Source organism: Serratia rhizosphaerae, assembly GCF_009817885.1.
Classification (GTDB): Bacteria; Pseudomonadota; Gammaproteobacteria; order Enterobacterales; family Enterobacteriaceae; genus Serratia_B; species Serratia_B rhizosphaerae.
Genome location: NZ_CP041764.1, coordinates 2,575,073 through 2,589,845, shown reverse-complemented (window position 1 = coordinate 2,589,845; position 14,773 = coordinate 2,575,073). Strand labels below are relative to the sequence as shown.

At 60.7% G+C, this 14,773-nt stretch carries 12 protein-coding genes and 1 pseudogene; 6 read left to right on the top strand and 7 right to left on the bottom strand.

The window, feature by feature from the left end; all coding sequences use genetic code 11:
• Positions 1–6: 6 nt before the first annotated feature.
• Positions 7–471 carry a YrhA family protein gene (locus FO014_RS12070; protein ID WP_160029691.1) on the top strand — a complete coding sequence of 155 codons (465 nt, stop codon included), beginning with the start codon at positions 7–9 and terminating at the stop codon, positions 469–471.
• Between the two features lie 55 nt (positions 472–526).
• On the opposite strand, the pseudogene FO014_RS12065 reads toward FO014_RS12070, so the two are convergent.
• Together FO014_RS12065 and ssb1 are read right to left on the bottom strand one after the other, a co-directional pair.
• Positions 527–829, bottom strand: a pseudogene (locus FO014_RS12065) (phage portal protein); the annotation flags it as partial.
• 173 nt (positions 830–1,002) lie between these two features.
• Complete coding sequence (gene ssb1 / locus FO014_RS12060) at positions 1,003–1,542, bottom strand: single-stranded DNA-binding protein SSB1 (RefSeq protein ID WP_015962066.1); 540 nt, start codon at positions 1,540–1,542, stop codon at positions 1,003–1,005.
• A gap of 268 nt (positions 1,543–1,810) precedes the next feature.
• On the opposite strand from ssb1, the gene uvrA reads away from it, so the two are divergent.
• Together uvrA and FO014_RS12050 are read left to right on the top strand one after the other, a co-directional pair.
• Complete coding sequence (uvrA, locus tag FO014_RS12055; protein ID WP_160029690.1) at positions 1,811–4,639, top strand: excinuclease ABC subunit UvrA; 2,829 nt, start codon at positions 1,811–1,813, stop codon at positions 4,637–4,639.
• A gap of 218 nt (positions 4,640–4,857) precedes the next feature.
• On the top strand, positions 4,858–5,910 hold the full coding sequence (locus FO014_RS12050; protein WP_105232818.1) for an NAD(P)-dependent alcohol dehydrogenase: 1,053 nt from the start codon (positions 4,858–4,860) through the stop codon (positions 5,908–5,910).
• A gap of 34 nt (positions 5,911–5,944) precedes the next feature.
• Here FO014_RS12050 and maa read toward each other — a convergent pair whose 3' ends face one another.
• The 4 genes from maa to FO014_RS12030 all read right to left on the bottom strand — a co-directional run bounded on the left by maa (position 5,945) and on the right by FO014_RS12030 (position 9,250).
• Positions 5,945–6,502 carry a maltose O-acetyltransferase gene (maa, locus tag FO014_RS12045; RefSeq protein WP_160029689.1) on the bottom strand — a complete coding sequence of 186 codons (558 nt, stop codon included), beginning with the start codon at positions 6,500–6,502 and terminating at the stop codon, positions 5,945–5,947.
• 147 nt (positions 6,503–6,649) lie between these two features.
• The gene (locus FO014_RS12040) at positions 6,650–7,003 is read right to left on the bottom strand and encodes an MmcQ/YjbR family DNA-binding protein (RefSeq protein ID WP_015962070.1); all 354 of its coding nucleotides are present in this window, start codon (positions 7,001–7,003) and stop codon (positions 6,650–6,652) included.
• Positions 7,004–7,156: 153 nt separating this feature from the next.
• Positions 7,157–8,176, bottom strand: a complete 1,020-nt coding sequence (locus tag FO014_RS12035; protein WP_105232820.1) for a LacI family DNA-binding transcriptional regulator — start codon at positions 8,174–8,176, stop codon at positions 7,157–7,159.
• Positions 8,177–8,197: 21 nt separating this feature from the next.
• Entirely contained in the window at positions 8,198–9,250 is a 1,053-nt protein-coding gene (locus FO014_RS12030) for a Gfo/Idh/MocA family protein (RefSeq protein WP_160029688.1), read from the bottom strand.
• A gap of 290 nt (positions 9,251–9,540) precedes the next feature.
• Between FO014_RS12030 and FO014_RS12020 the strand changes: the two genes are divergently transcribed.
• Genes FO014_RS12020 through FO014_RS12010 form a run of 3 tightly spaced genes read left to right on the top strand, consistent with a single transcriptional unit; the run spans position 9,541 to position 13,394 of the window.
• Entirely contained in the window at positions 9,541–10,257 is a 717-nt protein-coding gene (locus FO014_RS12020) for a gluconate 2-dehydrogenase subunit 3 family protein (RefSeq protein WP_160029686.1), read from the top strand.
• A gap of 40 nt (positions 10,258–10,297) precedes the next feature.
• On the top strand, positions 10,298–12,070 hold the full coding sequence (locus FO014_RS12015; RefSeq protein ID WP_105232823.1) for a GMC family oxidoreductase: 1,773 nt from the start codon (positions 10,298–10,300) through the stop codon (positions 12,068–12,070).
• Between the two features lies 1 nt (position 12,071).
• Positions 12,072–13,394, top strand: a complete 1,323-nt coding sequence (locus tag FO014_RS12010) for a c-type cytochrome (RefSeq protein ID WP_160029685.1) — start codon at positions 12,072–12,074, stop codon at positions 13,392–13,394.
• A gap of 57 nt (positions 13,395–13,451) precedes the next feature.
• Here the strand turns inward: FO014_RS12010 and FO014_RS12005 are convergent, their stop codons facing one another.
• Positions 13,452–14,645, bottom strand: a complete 1,194-nt coding sequence (locus FO014_RS12005) for an amino acid aminotransferase (protein ID WP_160029684.1) — start codon at positions 14,643–14,645, stop codon at positions 13,452–13,454.
• Positions 14,646–14,773: the final 128 nt, after the last annotated feature.

The window sequence follows — 14,773 nt, the reverse complement described above, 5'->3', positions numbered from 1 at the left end:
GGACGTATGACAGAAATTAATAAAGCAGTAAATTTATTTAATGGGGTTTGCCAGCAACTAGGAGGGGAGCCTAACCCGCCTTACCAAGGCGAAGTTAATAATTATCACTTTAGCCGGGGTATTGAAGACGAACAGCCGGAGTTTTGGAAGCAATACGGCGATTTTGTCCGTATCAGTGATGGGGTTGATTTTGATGGGATAATCTTTCACCCTTTGAGCAAAGAAGATGAGAATAATATTTTCTTGAATAATGATATTTTGTCTGAGGAAAAGGGTTTTTATAATGAAGCCCTGGATGGATTTATTGTTATTGGCTCAAATGATACTGATACTTTCGTTTTTAATACTGAAAATAAAAAATGGGAAGCTCGAGACCGTATAGCGGTCGATTATGTTTATGATTCCTGTGATACGTTAAGCGATTTGATTATAGTTCAAATGGAAAGGTTAAAAAAACGTCATGGCTTGTAGTTGTGCCTGAAAAATGTTGCATATGAAAATAAAGCCGCCCGTGGGGCGGCTCCTGTTATTCAGAGGGCAATTCATAATCTTTGAAGCGGATCACCTCTTCCCCTAACCAGTCGTTTACCTCTTTCATGCGTTCTTGCAGCGGGATTAACTCGTTACGGACAAACACCTGAGCGGCTTTTTTGACGTCGCCAAAACCGCCGGTATTGCTGGGGATAATCCCCATCATTTGCGGCGGGACGCGGTGGGCGCTCAGCAGGTCATCGCGGCTGACGTTCTTGATGTTGAAAAAATCGTCTTTGGTGGCGACCTCGGACAGCGGCACGATCTTGATACCGTCCGGTTTACCATTCAGCGCGTACAATCGACTGAACTGCAGGTCTAACTGTTAAACCGGTCACGGTTTTTTTACCTTCTCCGACCTAACCGATACCCCAAAAGCACCCAGTCAAATTTTTCCTTTGCAGACATAAAAAAAGCCCCGTGTATCGGGGCTTCTGGCGCGGACATTGGCAGAAATGTCTGAGGTATTTTTTAGAACGGGATATCGTCGTCAAAATCCATTGGCGGTTCGTTGCTGCTGGCCGCCGGCGCGCTGCTTGGCGCTGGGCGCGACTGCTGTTGCTGGCCGCCGCTGAACTGGTTGCCGCCCTGCGGCTGCTGAGGCTGACCCCAACCGCCCTGACCGCCCTGACCACCGCCTGCCGGTGCACCGCCGCCGCCCTGACGGCCGCCCAGCATCTGCATGGAACCGCCGACGTTTACCACCACTTCGGTGGTGTAACGGTCCTGGCCGCTCTGATCGGTCCATTTGCGGGTCTGCAGGGAACCTTCGATATACACCTGCGAGCCTTTACGCAGATATTCGCCGGCCACTTCCGCCAGCTTGCCGAACAGCACAACGCGGTGCCACTCGGTCTTTTCTTTCTGCTCGCCGGTCGCTTTATCGCGCCAGCTTTCGGAGGTAGCCAGGGTCATGTTGGCGACCGCGCCACCATTCGGCATGTAACGGACTTCGGGGTCTTGGCCCAGATTCCCGACCAGAATTACTTTGTTTACGCCTCTGCTGGCCATGAACTCTCTCCTGAAGAATGATTTTTACACAGTATAAACGAGTCAGTTTACCACGCGAAAGCTGAAACCACACCCGCCTTGATAACTGCGCATTGTATTCCACAATTGTCATCGCGATCGACAACGTTTCATACGAACACTGGATATTCATTCAGGCTTTTTTGTGTCATAATTATGCGTTTCGTACTGGATGTGGCGTTTTTTTGCGCACCTGGTCACAAAACCAACCGTAAAGCCGCACGGCGTATCACCAAGACGGGAAGTGTAAATGGACAATATCGAAGTTCGTGGTGCTCGAACCCATAATCTCAAAAACATCAACCTGATCATCCCGCGCGACAAACTGATTGTGGTCACCGGGCTGTCCGGCTCCGGCAAGTCCTCGCTGGCCTTTGATACGCTGTATGCCGAGGGGCAGCGCCGCTACGTCGAATCGCTCTCCGCCTACGCCCGCCAGTTCCTGTCGCTGATGGAAAAACCGGACGTCGACCATATTGAAGGGCTGTCGCCGGCGATCTCCATCGAACAGAAATCGACCTCGCACAACCCGCGTTCCACCGTCGGCACCATCACCGAAATTCATGACTATCTGCGCCTGCTGTTCGCCCGCGTCGGCGAGCCGCGCTGCCCGGACCACCACGTGCCGCTGGCGGCGCAGACCGTCAGCCAGATGGTCGACAACGTGCTCACCCAGCCGGAAGGCAAACGCCTGATGCTGCTGGCGCCGATCGTCAAAGATCGCAAAGGCGAACACACCAAAACGCTGGAGAACCTGGCGACGCAGGGCTATATCCGCGCGCGCATCGACGGCGAAGTGTGCGATCTGTCCGATCCGCCGAAGCTGGAGCTGCAGAAGAAGCACACCATCGAGGTGGTAGTCGACCGCTTTAAAGTACGCGAAGACCTGGCGCAGCGGCTGGCGGAGTCGTTTGAAACCGCGCTGGAGCTGTCCGGCGGCACCGCGGTGGTGGCCGATATGGACGATGACAAAGCGGAAGAGCTGCTGTTCTCCGCCAACTTCGCCTGTCCGATCTGCGGTTACAGCATGCGCGAGCTGGAGCCGCGCCTGTTCTCGTTCAACAACCCGGCCGGCGCCTGCCCGACCTGCGACGGCCTGGGCGTGCAGCAGTTCTTCGACCCGGATCGCGTGGTGCAGAACCCGGAGCTGTCGCTGGCCGGCGGCGCCATCCGCGGCTGGGATCGCCGTAATTTCTACTATTTCCAGATGCTGCGCTCGCTGGCGGAGCATTATCAGTTCGACGTCGAAGCGCCGTTCAACAGCCTGAGCGCCAGCGTGCAAAAGGCAGTGCTGAACGGTTCCGGCAAAGAGTCGATCGAGTTTAAATACATCAACGATCGCGGCGACACCACCGTGCGCCGCCATCCGTTTGAAGGCGTGCTGCACAATATGGAGCGCCGCTATAAAGAGACCGAATCCAGCGCGGTGCGCGAAGATCTGGCCAAATTTATCAGCAACCGTCCGTGCACCTCCTGCCACGGCACCCGCCTGCGCGAAGAAGCGCGCAACGTGTTTGTCGAAGACACCACGCTGCCGGAGATTTCGGATCTCAGCATCGGCCACGCGATGACCTTCTTCCAGAACATCAAGCTGAGTGGCCAACGCGCCAAAATCGCCGAGAAAGTGCTGAAAGAGATCGGCGACCGCCTGAAGTTTCTGGTTAACGTCGGCCTTAACTACCTGTCGCTGTCGCGCTCGGCGGAAACGCTGTCCGGCGGCGAGGCCCAGCGCATCCGCCTGGCGAGCCAGATCGGCGCCGGCCTGGTGGGCGTGATGTACGTACTGGACGAGCCGTCCATCGGCCTGCACCAGCGCGACAACGAACGCCTGCTGGAAACGCTGATCCACCTGCGCAACCTGGGCAACACGGTGATCGTGGTGGAGCATGACGAAGACGCCATCCGCGCCGCCGACCACGTGATCGATATCGGCCCCGGCGCCGGCGTACACGGCGGCCAGATCGTCGCCGAAGGCAGCGTGGAAGACATCATGGCCAAGCCGGACTCGCTGACCGGCCAGTTCCTCAGCGGCAAGCGCGAAATCGCCATTCCGCAGGAGCGCGTGGCGGCAGACCCGAACAAAGTGCTGAAACTGAGCGGCGCGCGCGGCAACAACCTGAAGGACGTGACGCTGACGCTGCCGGTGGGGCTGTTCACCTGCATCACCGGGGTGTCCGGCTCCGGCAAATCGACGCTGATCAACGATACGCTGTTCCCGATCGCCCAGCGCCAGCTGAACGGCGCCACCCTCGCCGAACCGGCGCCGTTCCGCGAGGTTGCCGGCCTTGAACACTTCGACAAGGTGATCGACATCGATCAAAGCCCGATCGGCCGTACGCCGCGTTCCAACCCGGCCACCTACACCGGCATTTTCACCCCGGTGCGCGAGCTGTTCGCCGGCGTACCGGAATCACGCAGCCGCGGCTATACTCCGGGCCGCTTCAGCTTTAACGTGAAAGGCGGCCGCTGCGAAGCCTGCCAGGGCGACGGCGTAATCAAGGTGGAAATGCACTTCCTGCCGGACATTTATGTGCCCTGCGACCAGTGCAAAGGCAAACGCTACAACCGTGAAACGCTGGAGATCAAATACAAGGGCAAAAGCATTCACGAAGTGCTGGAGATGACCATCGAAGAAGCCCGCGGGTTCTTCGACGCGGTGCCGGCGCTGGCGCGCAAACTGCAAACCCTGATGGATGTCGGCCTGTCCTATATCCGTCTCGGCCAGTCGGCGACCACGCTGTCCGGCGGTGAAGCGCAGCGCGTCAAACTGGCGCGCGAGCTATCCAAGCGCGGCACCGGCCAGACGCTGTATATCCTGGATGAGCCGACCACCGGCCTGCACTTTGCCGACATCCAGCAGCTGCTGGCAGTGCTGCACCAGCTGCGCGATCAAGGCAATACCATCGTGGTGATTGAGCACAATCTCGACGTGATCAAAACCGCCGACTGGATTGTCGATCTGGGGCCGGAAGGCGGCAGCGGCGGCGGCGAGATCCTGGTGTCCGGCACGCCGGAAACCGTGGCGGAATGTCAGGAGTCACACACCGCGCGCTTCCTCAAGCCGCTGCTGAAACGCTGACGCCTGATGCGCACGGCGGGTGGTCACGCTGACCGTCCGCCGTGCGAACATTGAACAGAAACAGGCAAGATTCCAACATTATCAGGCATTTCCCTCCCCCGGCGCAGCACTTATTATCAACCTTCCCTCAGCGGCCGCCTCATCACTCAGGCCGCACCTCACCGGCATTCTGCTGCCGGAAAAAACACCCTTTGCACTGATTGATAACTGGAGTAACCATGAATATTACGCATGCCTATGCCGCGCATGACGCGCAGTCTGCGCTCGTGCCTTTCGATTACTCACCGCGCACGCTGCGCGAACACGATGTCCAAATCAAGGTGCTGTTTTGCGGCGTCTGCCATTCCGATCTGCACCAGGCGCGCAACGAATGGAATAACACCCTCTATCCGGTGGTGCCGGGCCATGAGGTCGTCGGCCGCGTCAGCGCCGTCGGCAGCGGCGTGACCACCTATCAGGTCGGCGATCTGGTCGGCGTCGGCTGCATGGTCGACTCCTGCCGCAGCTGTCCAAGCTGCGAGGAAGGGCTGGAGCAGTATTGCGAAAACGGTTTTACCGGCACCTATAACGGCCAGGATCGCCAGACCGGCGCCGTCACCTACGGCGGCTACTCCACCGATATGGTGGTGGATCAGGACTTTGTGCTGCGGGTGCCGGACAACCTCGATCCGGCCGGCGTCGCGCCGCTGCTGTGCGCCGGTATCACCACCTATTCGCCGCTGCGCCAGTGGGGCGTCGGCCCGGGTAAAAAGGTCGGCATCGTCGGTCTCGGCGGGCTGGGGCATATGGGGGTGAAATTGGCGCGGGCCATGGGCGCGCATGTGGTGCTGTTCACCACCTCGCCGTCGAAAATCGAAGACGCCAAACGCCTGGGCGCTCATGAAGTGGTGATTTCCCGCAACCCGGAGGAGATGGCGCAGCATACCAACAGCTTCGACTTTATCCTCAATACGGTGGCGGCCCAGCACGACCTGAACCCGTTCCTCGACCTGCTGCGCCGCGACGGCACGCTGACGCTGGTCGGCGCGCCGGAACACGATCATCCGTCACCGCAGGTGTTTAACCTGATTCTGAAGCGCCGCCGCATCGCCGGCTCGCTGATCGGCGGCATTGCGGAAACCCAGGAGATGCTGGATTTCTGCGGTCAGCACGGCATCACCTCGGATATCGAGCTGATTCCGATGCAGCAGATCAACCAAGCCTATGAACGCATGCTGAAAAGCGATGTGAAATACCGCTTTGTGGTGGACATCGACTCGCTGCGCGCCTAAGCGCACCACGGGCGCCCGCTGCGGCGCCCGACTTTTACAGCCGCTTCAGGACACGCGCCGGATTACCGCCCACCACACAGTTGGCCGGCACGTTTTTGGTCACCACCGCGCCTGAAGCAATCACCGCATTATCGCCGATGGTCACACCGGGGTTGATCACCGCCCGTCCGCCGATCCACACGTTATCACCGATGGTCACCGGCTTGCCGTACTCGTCGCCGCCGACGCGGGTCGCCGCATCCAGCGGGTGCGTCGCGGTATAGATGTGCACGCCCGGCGCCAGCATGCAGTTATCGCCGATGCGCACCTCGCAGACGTCCAGCATCACGCAGTCGAAGTTGGCGTAAAATTTTTTTCCCAGATAGATATTGTAGCCATAATCGCAGCGGAAGCTGGGTTCGATGGTGCCGCCCTGATACTGCCCCAGCAGCTGCGTCAGCCACTGCCTGCGCTGCTCGCCCTCCTGTGGTGCGCAGTGGTTGTACTGATGCAGCAGCTGGCGCGCCCGCAGGCGTTCACTGCGCAGCAGCTCATCACCGGCGTCATACAGTTCACCGGCGATCATCTTGCGTTTTTCTTCACTTGTGGCCATCAGACGCTCCCTTTTGCGATTCGCTCTACGGCCATCAGCCTAGACGCTTGCGTCGACGATGAGAAAGGGAACGTTCCCAATATGTGTTAACGATCACACCCTCGCCTGAAGCCCGTTGAAGAGGCGTACACGGGAAAATGGCCGTAGTCAGGCCTGCAGCCCCTGGCGCACCTGCTCTGGCAGCCCCGACAGCACCAGCTGGTACGAACCGTCAATCAGGGTATAAAACTGCGAGTCCGGCAGGCCGCCGTCCAGATAGACCGCATTCCAGTGCGCCTTGTTCAGATGCTCGCAGGGGACAATTTCCGGATGCAGCTCACGCAGATTTTCCGCCTGCTCCGGGCTGGATTTCACCGCCAGCGCCGGGCGGCCCTCAATCTCCCACACCATGGCGAACATCACCTCGCCGACCTTCACCTGGCTGGCCTGCCACTGATTCTGGTCGCTCTGCTGCGCGCCCGGTTTCGCCATGCAATATTGCAATAATGCTGAAGAATTCATGGAGTTAGTCCTTCGATAAATGTCCGTCGTCCGGCGTGCTGCGCCGCGCGTCCGTGGCGAAGCGGCGCAGCCGCCGTCAAGAATACTGGCTACATTTTGAGCATAGAAGGAATTGAGGGAGATACCACGCTTTTCACGCCGGGGACGTACGCCCTACTCGCAATTTTCTGCGGTGAAGATTTTAAAATCTACCTTGCCGCTCTGGTACATGTCGACGGCGTCGCCGCCTCCCAGCTGACCCAGCATCAGGTCGATCGCCAGCTGCGCATGCTGGCGGGCATCCTGGTCGATCACATAAGACAGGCTGTCGTTATCCAACAGCCGGCGCGTCAGGCTGTACAGCTCATGGGTGATATAGACGCACTCTCCCAGCAGTCGGTGCTTCGCCAGCTCGGCGCTGATTTCAGTGTTGCCGGAACCGGTGTTATACAGCCCGACGATATGGCCGTTTTTGTTCAGCGTTTCCGCCAGCAGACGCCGGATGGTATGGCGTTCGTCACGCCCCACCAGCACCTCTTTCAGGTCAATCTGCGGGAAGCGCTGGCGCAGCACCGCCCGGAAGCCCTCAATGCGCTGGCGGTGCGCGCTGTAGTCGCTGCGGCCGCTGACCATCACCACCTCGCCCGGCGCCTTCAGGGTGCGCCCCATCAGCAAACCGGCGGTGCGGCCCGCCTGCAGCTGATTGACGCCGACATGGCACAGGCGCTCGGCATGCGGCAGATCGGTCACGATGGTGATCACCGGAATATCCCGCGCCCGGCAGTCGGCCAGCGCCGCATAGACCGCAGGGTGATCGTGCGCAAACACGATAATGCCGTCCCGTTGACGGCTGCACGCCATGATATGCTCGGCCAGCCTGACCGGGTGGGATTCAGAGATAAACGTCCGGTGCAGCGTCACTCGGCGGTAGCCGAGCGCGCCGGCCAGTTCGCTGAAACTGTTATCGAGCTTTTTGAAAAAAAATGAGCCGTTGCCGCTCAGAATCACCTCGATGCGCCAGGGGTGCTGGTACGCCTCGGGCAATACCCGGTTAAAACCGTGCTCGCGCGCGGCCAGCAATACCTTGCGCGCCGTCTCCGGCGCTACGCCGCCGCGTTCATTCAGCACCCGATCCACCGTCGCCACGCCGACGCCGGCCAGCTGCGCCAGCCTGCCGATGGTTAACTTCTTCATCTCTGCTCCCCGCGCGGCGGGCTAAGCCGGCCGTGCCGCCGCGCGCTCTTCGTTAAAGACGATACCCAGCTGGCGGCGCACTTCATCCATCGTGCGCAGCGTCATCAACGAGGTATCCAGCGGGCGCACCGGCGACTCCGTCAGCCCCTGTCCGATGCACCATGCCGCGTGCTCAATTTCATAACTCAGTTGTACATAGCGTCCGCCCCGGTCCTGCCAATGCAGCCGTCGGTTGCCCTGGCTGGACTGCAGCGTGAAGTCGCCGGGTGCGTAAAACTGCCCGTCCAGATACAGCGTGGCGTCGCGCCCGGCGATCGTCGCCGCGCCGGAGGTATGGCTGAACAGCGTGGTATTCAGCACCGCCTGCATGCCATTGCCGTGGTTAAACAGCATAGACGCCTGGCCGTTCACGCCGCCCGGCGCGGGCTGCCCGTACGCGACGATCGCCTCCGGCACATCGCCGGCAATGCCGATGCTGAATGATATCAGGTAACTGCCCAGATCCAGCATCGGACCACCGGCCAGGTCGGCATTAAAAATACGGTGTTCCGGGGTGAAGAACTCGCCGTGGTCGGCAATCAGGGTGTGCAGCTCCCCCAGATCGCCGTTGGCCAGCAGCTGGCGCAGCACATCATATTTCGGCGTAAAGTCGCACCACATCCCCTCCAGACAGAAAAGGCCACGCGCCCGCGCTTCATCCCGCAGCGCCCGCCCCTCACGGGCGTTAAGCGCCAGCGGCTTTTCAATCAGCGCGTGTTTACCGGCCTGCAGCACCCGCATGGCGTCGGGAAAGTGGTGGTTGTGCGGCGTGGCGACGTAAACCACATCCAGCTGGTTCAGCGCCAGCATCTCGCCAAGGCTCTGACAGGTCTGGGGAATATCCCAGCGCGCGGCGAACGCCGCCGTTTTCTCGGCGCTGCGTCCCGCCACGGCCACCAGCTGCTGCCGGGTCTGGCCGCGCAGCGCCGCAGCGAAATGGTCGGCAATCCAGCCGGGGCCGATAATCCCCCAGCGCAAAACGGGAATGCTTTCAGGCGCCAGCCGCGTCGGCTGAGGTAAGGCGGTGGGAAACATAAGGCTCTCCTCGTGTGTTTGATGAGCGGGACGGCGTGCTGTCAGGACAACGTGAACTCACTATAGGAAGCCAAAAGCGGGAAAGAAACCGGGCCGATGATGGAAAACCATCAACGAAAACCTTCCCTGCCGACACGGAAGAAATTATTCTCGCCGCGTTGTTAACACTTTATTAATTTCTTTATTCGCATGTAAAAAACAGCGCTGGGCGCGTCCCCCTTTCATGGCGCGGACGTGAAACGTAAAAAATAAAAAAATAGTTTTTTGAGCAATTAATCGGCAGGGAATTTATGAAACGCAGAGAATTTCTCACCTCAGTGGTCGCGCTGGGGGTGGCTTCGTCGTTGCCTACGGCACAGGCCGACGTCATCAACGGCGGGCAGCCCTGGAACCCCGGCGACATCAACACGCCGCCAGCGCCGCCGCGCCAAGGCGGCCTGCAGTACTTCACGCAGCATGAATTCGATACCGTCGCCATCATCGCCGAGCGCTTTATTCCGGCCGATGAACTGAGCCTCGGCGGCAAAGAGGCCGGCTGCGCCACCTTTATCGACCGTCAGCTGGCGGGCGACTACGGCAATGCCGTCGCTCTCTACCGGCTGGGACGTTTTGTCAAAGGCACCCCGCAGCAGGGGCCGCAGTCGCCGCTGACGCCGGCGCAGCGTTACCGCCAGGGCCTGGCGGCGCTGGATAGCGCCACCCGGGCGCAGTTCGGTAAGGACTTTATCGCGCTCGACCAACAGCAGCAGGAGCGCATCCTGCATGCCATGGAGGCCGACCGCTACGACCTCGGCCCGCAGGTGGAAACCAAGGCGCTGTTTGAGCTGCTGCTGCAAAACGTACGCGAAGGCTTCCTGGCCGATCCGATTTACGGCGGCAATAAAGACATGACCAGCTGGAAAATGATTGGTTTCCCGGGCGCGCGCTATGACTTCCGCGATCTGCTCGGTAAGAAAGGGCAAAAGCTGAACATCATCCCCACCAGTTTAATCGATAACACGCTTTGATCCCGCGCCGCTGTCGCGCCGAGCAATTGTGAGTCCAACTATGAAAAATGTACGTCCAAAAGCCGATGTGGTTATCGTCGGCCTGGGATGGTGCGGTTCTTTGATCGCCGAAGAGCTGACCCGCGCCGGATTAAACGTCGTCGCCATCGAACGCGGCCCCTGGTTTGAAACCGCCACCGATTTTCCACCCTCCATCGATACCGATGAACTGCGCTGGGATACCCGCCGCAGCATGCTGCTGCCGCCGGCGGTGGAAACCACCACCTTCCGCAACCACCGCAGCGAAAAAGCGCTGCCGACCCGCGACTGGAACCTGAACGAGCTGGGGTATAACGTGGGCGGTTCAGGCACCCACTGGGCGGGCATGGCCTGGCGCTTTACGCCGTTCGACCTGCAGCCGTACACCCAGACCGTCGAGCGCTACGGCAAACAGCAGATCGCCGACGGCCTGATTCTGCAGGACTGGGGCGTTACCTATGACGAGCTGGAGCCGTTCTACGACCGCTTCGAGAAGATCGCCGGCGTCTCCGGCAAGGCCGGCAAGCTGAACGGCGAAATTATCCCGGGCGGCAACCCGTTTGAAGGCAACCGCAGCAGCGAATACCCGCTGCCGCCGCTGGAGGGGCTGCGCCTGACCGACCTGTTCCGCGACGCGGCCACGTCGCTGGGGCTGAACCCGTTTATGGTGCCGGCGGGCCAGACCTCCCGCGCCTACGTCAACCCGCTGGGGGTGCGCATGGGCCCCTGCACCTACTGCGGCTACTGCCTGTACTACGGCTGCGGCAACTTCTCCAAATCCAGCCCTAACGCCTGCGTGGTGCCGGCCCTGATGCAGCGCGAGAACTTTACCGTGCTCACCGACTCGGCGGTGGTGCGGGTCAACAAGGCCGCTGACGGCAAAACCGCCACCGGCGTCACCTATCTGGACCGCAATAAAAAAGAGTGGGAACAGCCGGCCGATATCGTGGTGCTGTCGGCGTTCCAGATGCAGAACGTGCGCCTGCTGCTGCTGTCGAAAATCGGCCAGCCTTACGATCCCGTTAGTAAAACCGGCGTGGTCGGCCGCGCCTACAGCTTCCAGACGGTGGCCGGCGCCAATTTGTTCTTCGAAGACGAAAACCTTAACCCGTTTATCGGCGCCGGCGCGCTGTCGCAGCAGGTGGATGACTATAACGGCGATAATTTCGACCACAGCGGACTGGGCTTTATCGGCGGCGCCGGCCTGTTGGTGGTCGCCCGCGGCGCACGCCCGATCGGCAATGCCGACGCGCTGCCGCCCGGCACGCCACGCTGGGGCAAGGCATGGAAAAAAGCCTATACCCACGCCTTCCAGAACGGCTCCTTTATCTTCGGCCAGGGCACCAGCTACTCGCACGAAGATTACTACCTCGATCTGGATCCGGAATACACGGACGATAACGGCAACCCGCTGCTGCGCGTCACCTTTGACTACAACGAAAACGACCGCCGCACAGCCCGCTTTATCGAAGAGAAAAGCGTGGAGCTGGGCAAGGCGATGGGCGCCAAGATCGTCATCGGCACCAACTCCGCCTCCGGCCGTTACTCGCCGTACAACCTCGCCAGCGATCACACCATCGGCGGCGCGGTAATGGGCAACGATCCGAAAACCAGCGTGCTGAACCGCTATCAGCAGTGCTGGGACATGCATAACCTGTTCGTGCTGGGCGCTTCCTCCTTCCCTAACAACGCCGGTTACAACCCGACGGGCACCATCGGCGCGCTGAGCCTGTGGACGGCGAAAGCGATTATCGAACAGTACGTCAAAAACCCCGGCCCGCTGGTAAAGGTGTGAGATGAAAAAAATCAAAATTGCGGGCGGGATCGCCGTGGTCGCCGCCGCTGTGGTGGTTGGGCTGCTGTGGAAAAACGGCGATGCCAGCGCCGATAACGTGGCGGGCGACCGGACGCTGACCAGCCAGCCGCCGTCCGCGGCGGACGCGCAGGCGGTGATACGCGGCAAATACGTGGCGATTGCCGGCGACTGCGTGGCCTGCCATACCGCGCCGGGCAGCAAACAGCCGTTCTCCGGCGGCTATCGGATCGACACGCCGTTCGGCGGTATTTACGCCAGCAACATCACCCCGGACGTTGAAGACGGTATCGGCAGTTGGAGCGAACGCGACTTTTTCCGCGCGGTGCGCCACGGCAAGGGCAAACAGGGGGAAAACCTCTACCCGGCGATGCCGTACAACGCCTATATCAAAGTCAGCGACGCCGATATGCACGACCTGTGGCTGTATATGCGTTCGGTCAAGCCGGTGAAAAACCAGGTGCCGGAAACCCGGCTGCCGTTCCCGTACAACATTCGTCTGGCGATGATGGGCTGGAACCTGTTGTTCTTCGACAACAGCGGCTTTACGCCGGATGCCGGCCAGTCGGCACAGTGGAACCGTGGCGCCTATCTGGTGCAGGGACTGGAGCACTGCGCGGCCTGCCACACGCCGAAGAACCTCATCGGCGGGGATACCTCCGCCTATCTGCAGGGCGGCAATCTGGGCGAGTGGTACGCGCCGGAAATCACCGGCAACCGCTACACCGGCATCGGCGAGTGGACGGAAGATCAGGTGGTGGACTACCTCAGGCTGGGCAGCAACCACGTCGCCGTCGCCTCCGGCCCGATGGCGGAGGCGGTCAGCAACTCTACCCAGCATCTGACGGAGCAGGACCTGCGCGCCATCGCCGTGTATCTTAAATCCCAGCCGGGATCGGATCGGCAAAAACCGGCGCAGCTGGCCGCGGACAGCGCACAGATGAAGATGGGCGCCAACGTCTATGCCGCCAACTGCACCGCCTGCCATAACAGCGACGGCAAAGGCATCCCGAACCTGGCCACCAGCCTGGCCGGCAACCCGGCGATTATGGCGCCGGACGCCGCATCGCTGGTGACCACCGTTCTGCAGGGCGGCCGTGGCGCGGTGACCCTGGGCAATCCCACCAGCGGCGCGATGCCGAGCTTTGCCTGGAAGCTGTCGGACGAACAGGTGGCGGCGGTGACGACCTACATCCGCAATAGCTGGGGCAATGCGGCGCCGGCCATAACGAAGGATGAGGTGGCGGAGAAACGCAGCCTGCTGCAGCTGCCGCCGCAGATGGCGCAAGACAGCGCCGACAAATAGCGGCGCGGCTGACGGGACGGGGGCGATAGCGATATCGCCCCCGTTCTATTTTATGACTTACTGCACGGCGGCGATTGCTTCCGCCACCTGATGCACGTTGCGGTGGTTCAGACCGGCGACGCACATGCGGCCGCTGTGGATCAGGTACACGCCGAACTCTTCGCGCAGGCGGTCGACCTGCTGCGCGCTTAGGCCGGTGTAGCTGAACATGCCGCGCTGTTGCAGCAGGTAATCGAAATTACGCTGCGGCAGCGCGCTCTTCAGCGCATTCACCAGCGTCTGGCGCATCTCCAGAATGCGGGCGCGCATGCTTTCTACTTCATCCAGCCACTGCTGCTTCAGCTGCGCGTCGTTCAGCACCTTGGCCACCACCTGCGCGCCGAAGTTCGGCGGGCTGGAGTAGTTGCGGCGTACGGTCGCCTTCAGCTGGCCCAGCACGCGGCCGGCGGCTTCGCCGCTCTCACACACCACGGACAGCCCGCCCACGCGCTCGCCGTACAGCGAGAAGATTTTCGAGAACGAGTTGCTCACCAGGCACGGCAGCCCTGCGGCGGCAATGGCGCGAATGGCGTAGGCGTCCTGCTCCATGCCGGCGCCGAAGCCCTGATAGGCGATGTCGAGGAATGGGATCAGCTCGCGCTCGGCCAGCACCTTCACCACCTCGTCCCACTGCGCCGGCGTCAGATCGGAGCCGGTCGGGTTATGGCAGCACGGGTGCAGCAGCACGATGCCCTGCGCCGGCAGCGTTTTCAGCGTACTCAGCATAGCGTCGAAACGTACGCCCAGGCTTTCGCTGTCAAAGTACGGGTAGGTATTCACCTTGAAGCCGGCGCCGCTGAAGATCGCCACGTGGTTTTCCCAGGTCGGGTCGCTGACCCACACCTGCGAATTCGGGAAATAGTAATGCAGGAAATCGGCCCCCACCTTCAGCGCGCCGGAGCCGCCGACGGTCTGCACCGTTGCAATGCGCTCCTGCTGCAGCATCGGATGCTCGGCGCCGAACAGCAGCTGCTGGATAGCGCTGCGGTAAGGCTGCAGGCCTTCCATCGGCAGATACAGCGAGGCGCCGTGATCGGCGCTGCTCAGCTGCGCCTCGGCGGCGGCGACCGCCTGCAGCTGCGGGATAATCGCCTGCTCGTTGTAATACAGGCCGATGCTCAGGTTTACCTTATGCTCGCGCGGATCCTGTTTGAACTTCTCCATCAGCGACAGTATCGGGTCGCCGGCATAGGCATCAACGTTCTGGAACACGGTGTTGTTCTCCTTGCTTTAGTTATTTTTAAGGTACAGAGACCGGCGCGCCGACAGCATACGCACACGCCAATGCACCTAATATAGACGCTATCCGCGGGGAAATATCCGCCATAAAAAGTGTGGTT

Coding starts and splice junctions, on each gene's coding strand:
- FO014_RS12050 (WP_105232818.1), top strand. CDS start 4,858: ATGAATATTACGCATGCCTATGCCGCGCATGACGCGCAGTCTGCGCTC.
- FO014_RS12040 (WP_015962070.1), bottom strand. CDS start 7,003: ATGAATTCTTCAGCATTATTGCAATATTGCATGGCGAAACCGGGCGCG.
- ssb1 (WP_015962066.1), bottom strand. CDS start 1,542: ATGGCCAGCAGAGGCGTAAACAAAGTAATTCTGGTCGGGAATCTGGGC.
- uvrA (WP_160029690.1), top strand. CDS start 1,811: ATGGACAATATCGAAGTTCGTGGTGCTCGAACCCATAATCTCAAAAAC.
- FO014_RS12020 (WP_160029686.1), top strand. CDS start 9,541: ATGAAACGCAGAGAATTTCTCACCTCAGTGGTCGCGCTGGGGGTGGCT.
- FO014_RS12030 (WP_160029688.1), bottom strand. CDS start 9,250: ATGTTTCCCACCGCCTTACCTCAGCCGACGCGGCTGGCGCCTGAAAGC.
- FO014_RS12015 (WP_105232823.1), top strand. CDS start 10,298: ATGAAAAATGTACGTCCAAAAGCCGATGTGGTTATCGTCGGCCTGGGA.
- FO014_RS12010 (WP_160029685.1), top strand. CDS start 12,072: ATGAAAAAAATCAAAATTGCGGGCGGGATCGCCGTGGTCGCCGCCGCT.
- FO014_RS12070 (WP_160029691.1), top strand. CDS start 7: ATGACAGAAATTAATAAAGCAGTAAATTTATTTAATGGGGTTTGCCAG.
- FO014_RS12035 (WP_105232820.1), bottom strand. CDS start 8,176: ATGAAGAAGTTAACCATCGGCAGGCTGGCGCAGCTGGCCGGCGTCGGC.
- maa (WP_160029689.1), bottom strand. CDS start 6,502: ATGGCCACAAGTGAAGAAAAACGCAAGATGATCGCCGGTGAACTGTAT.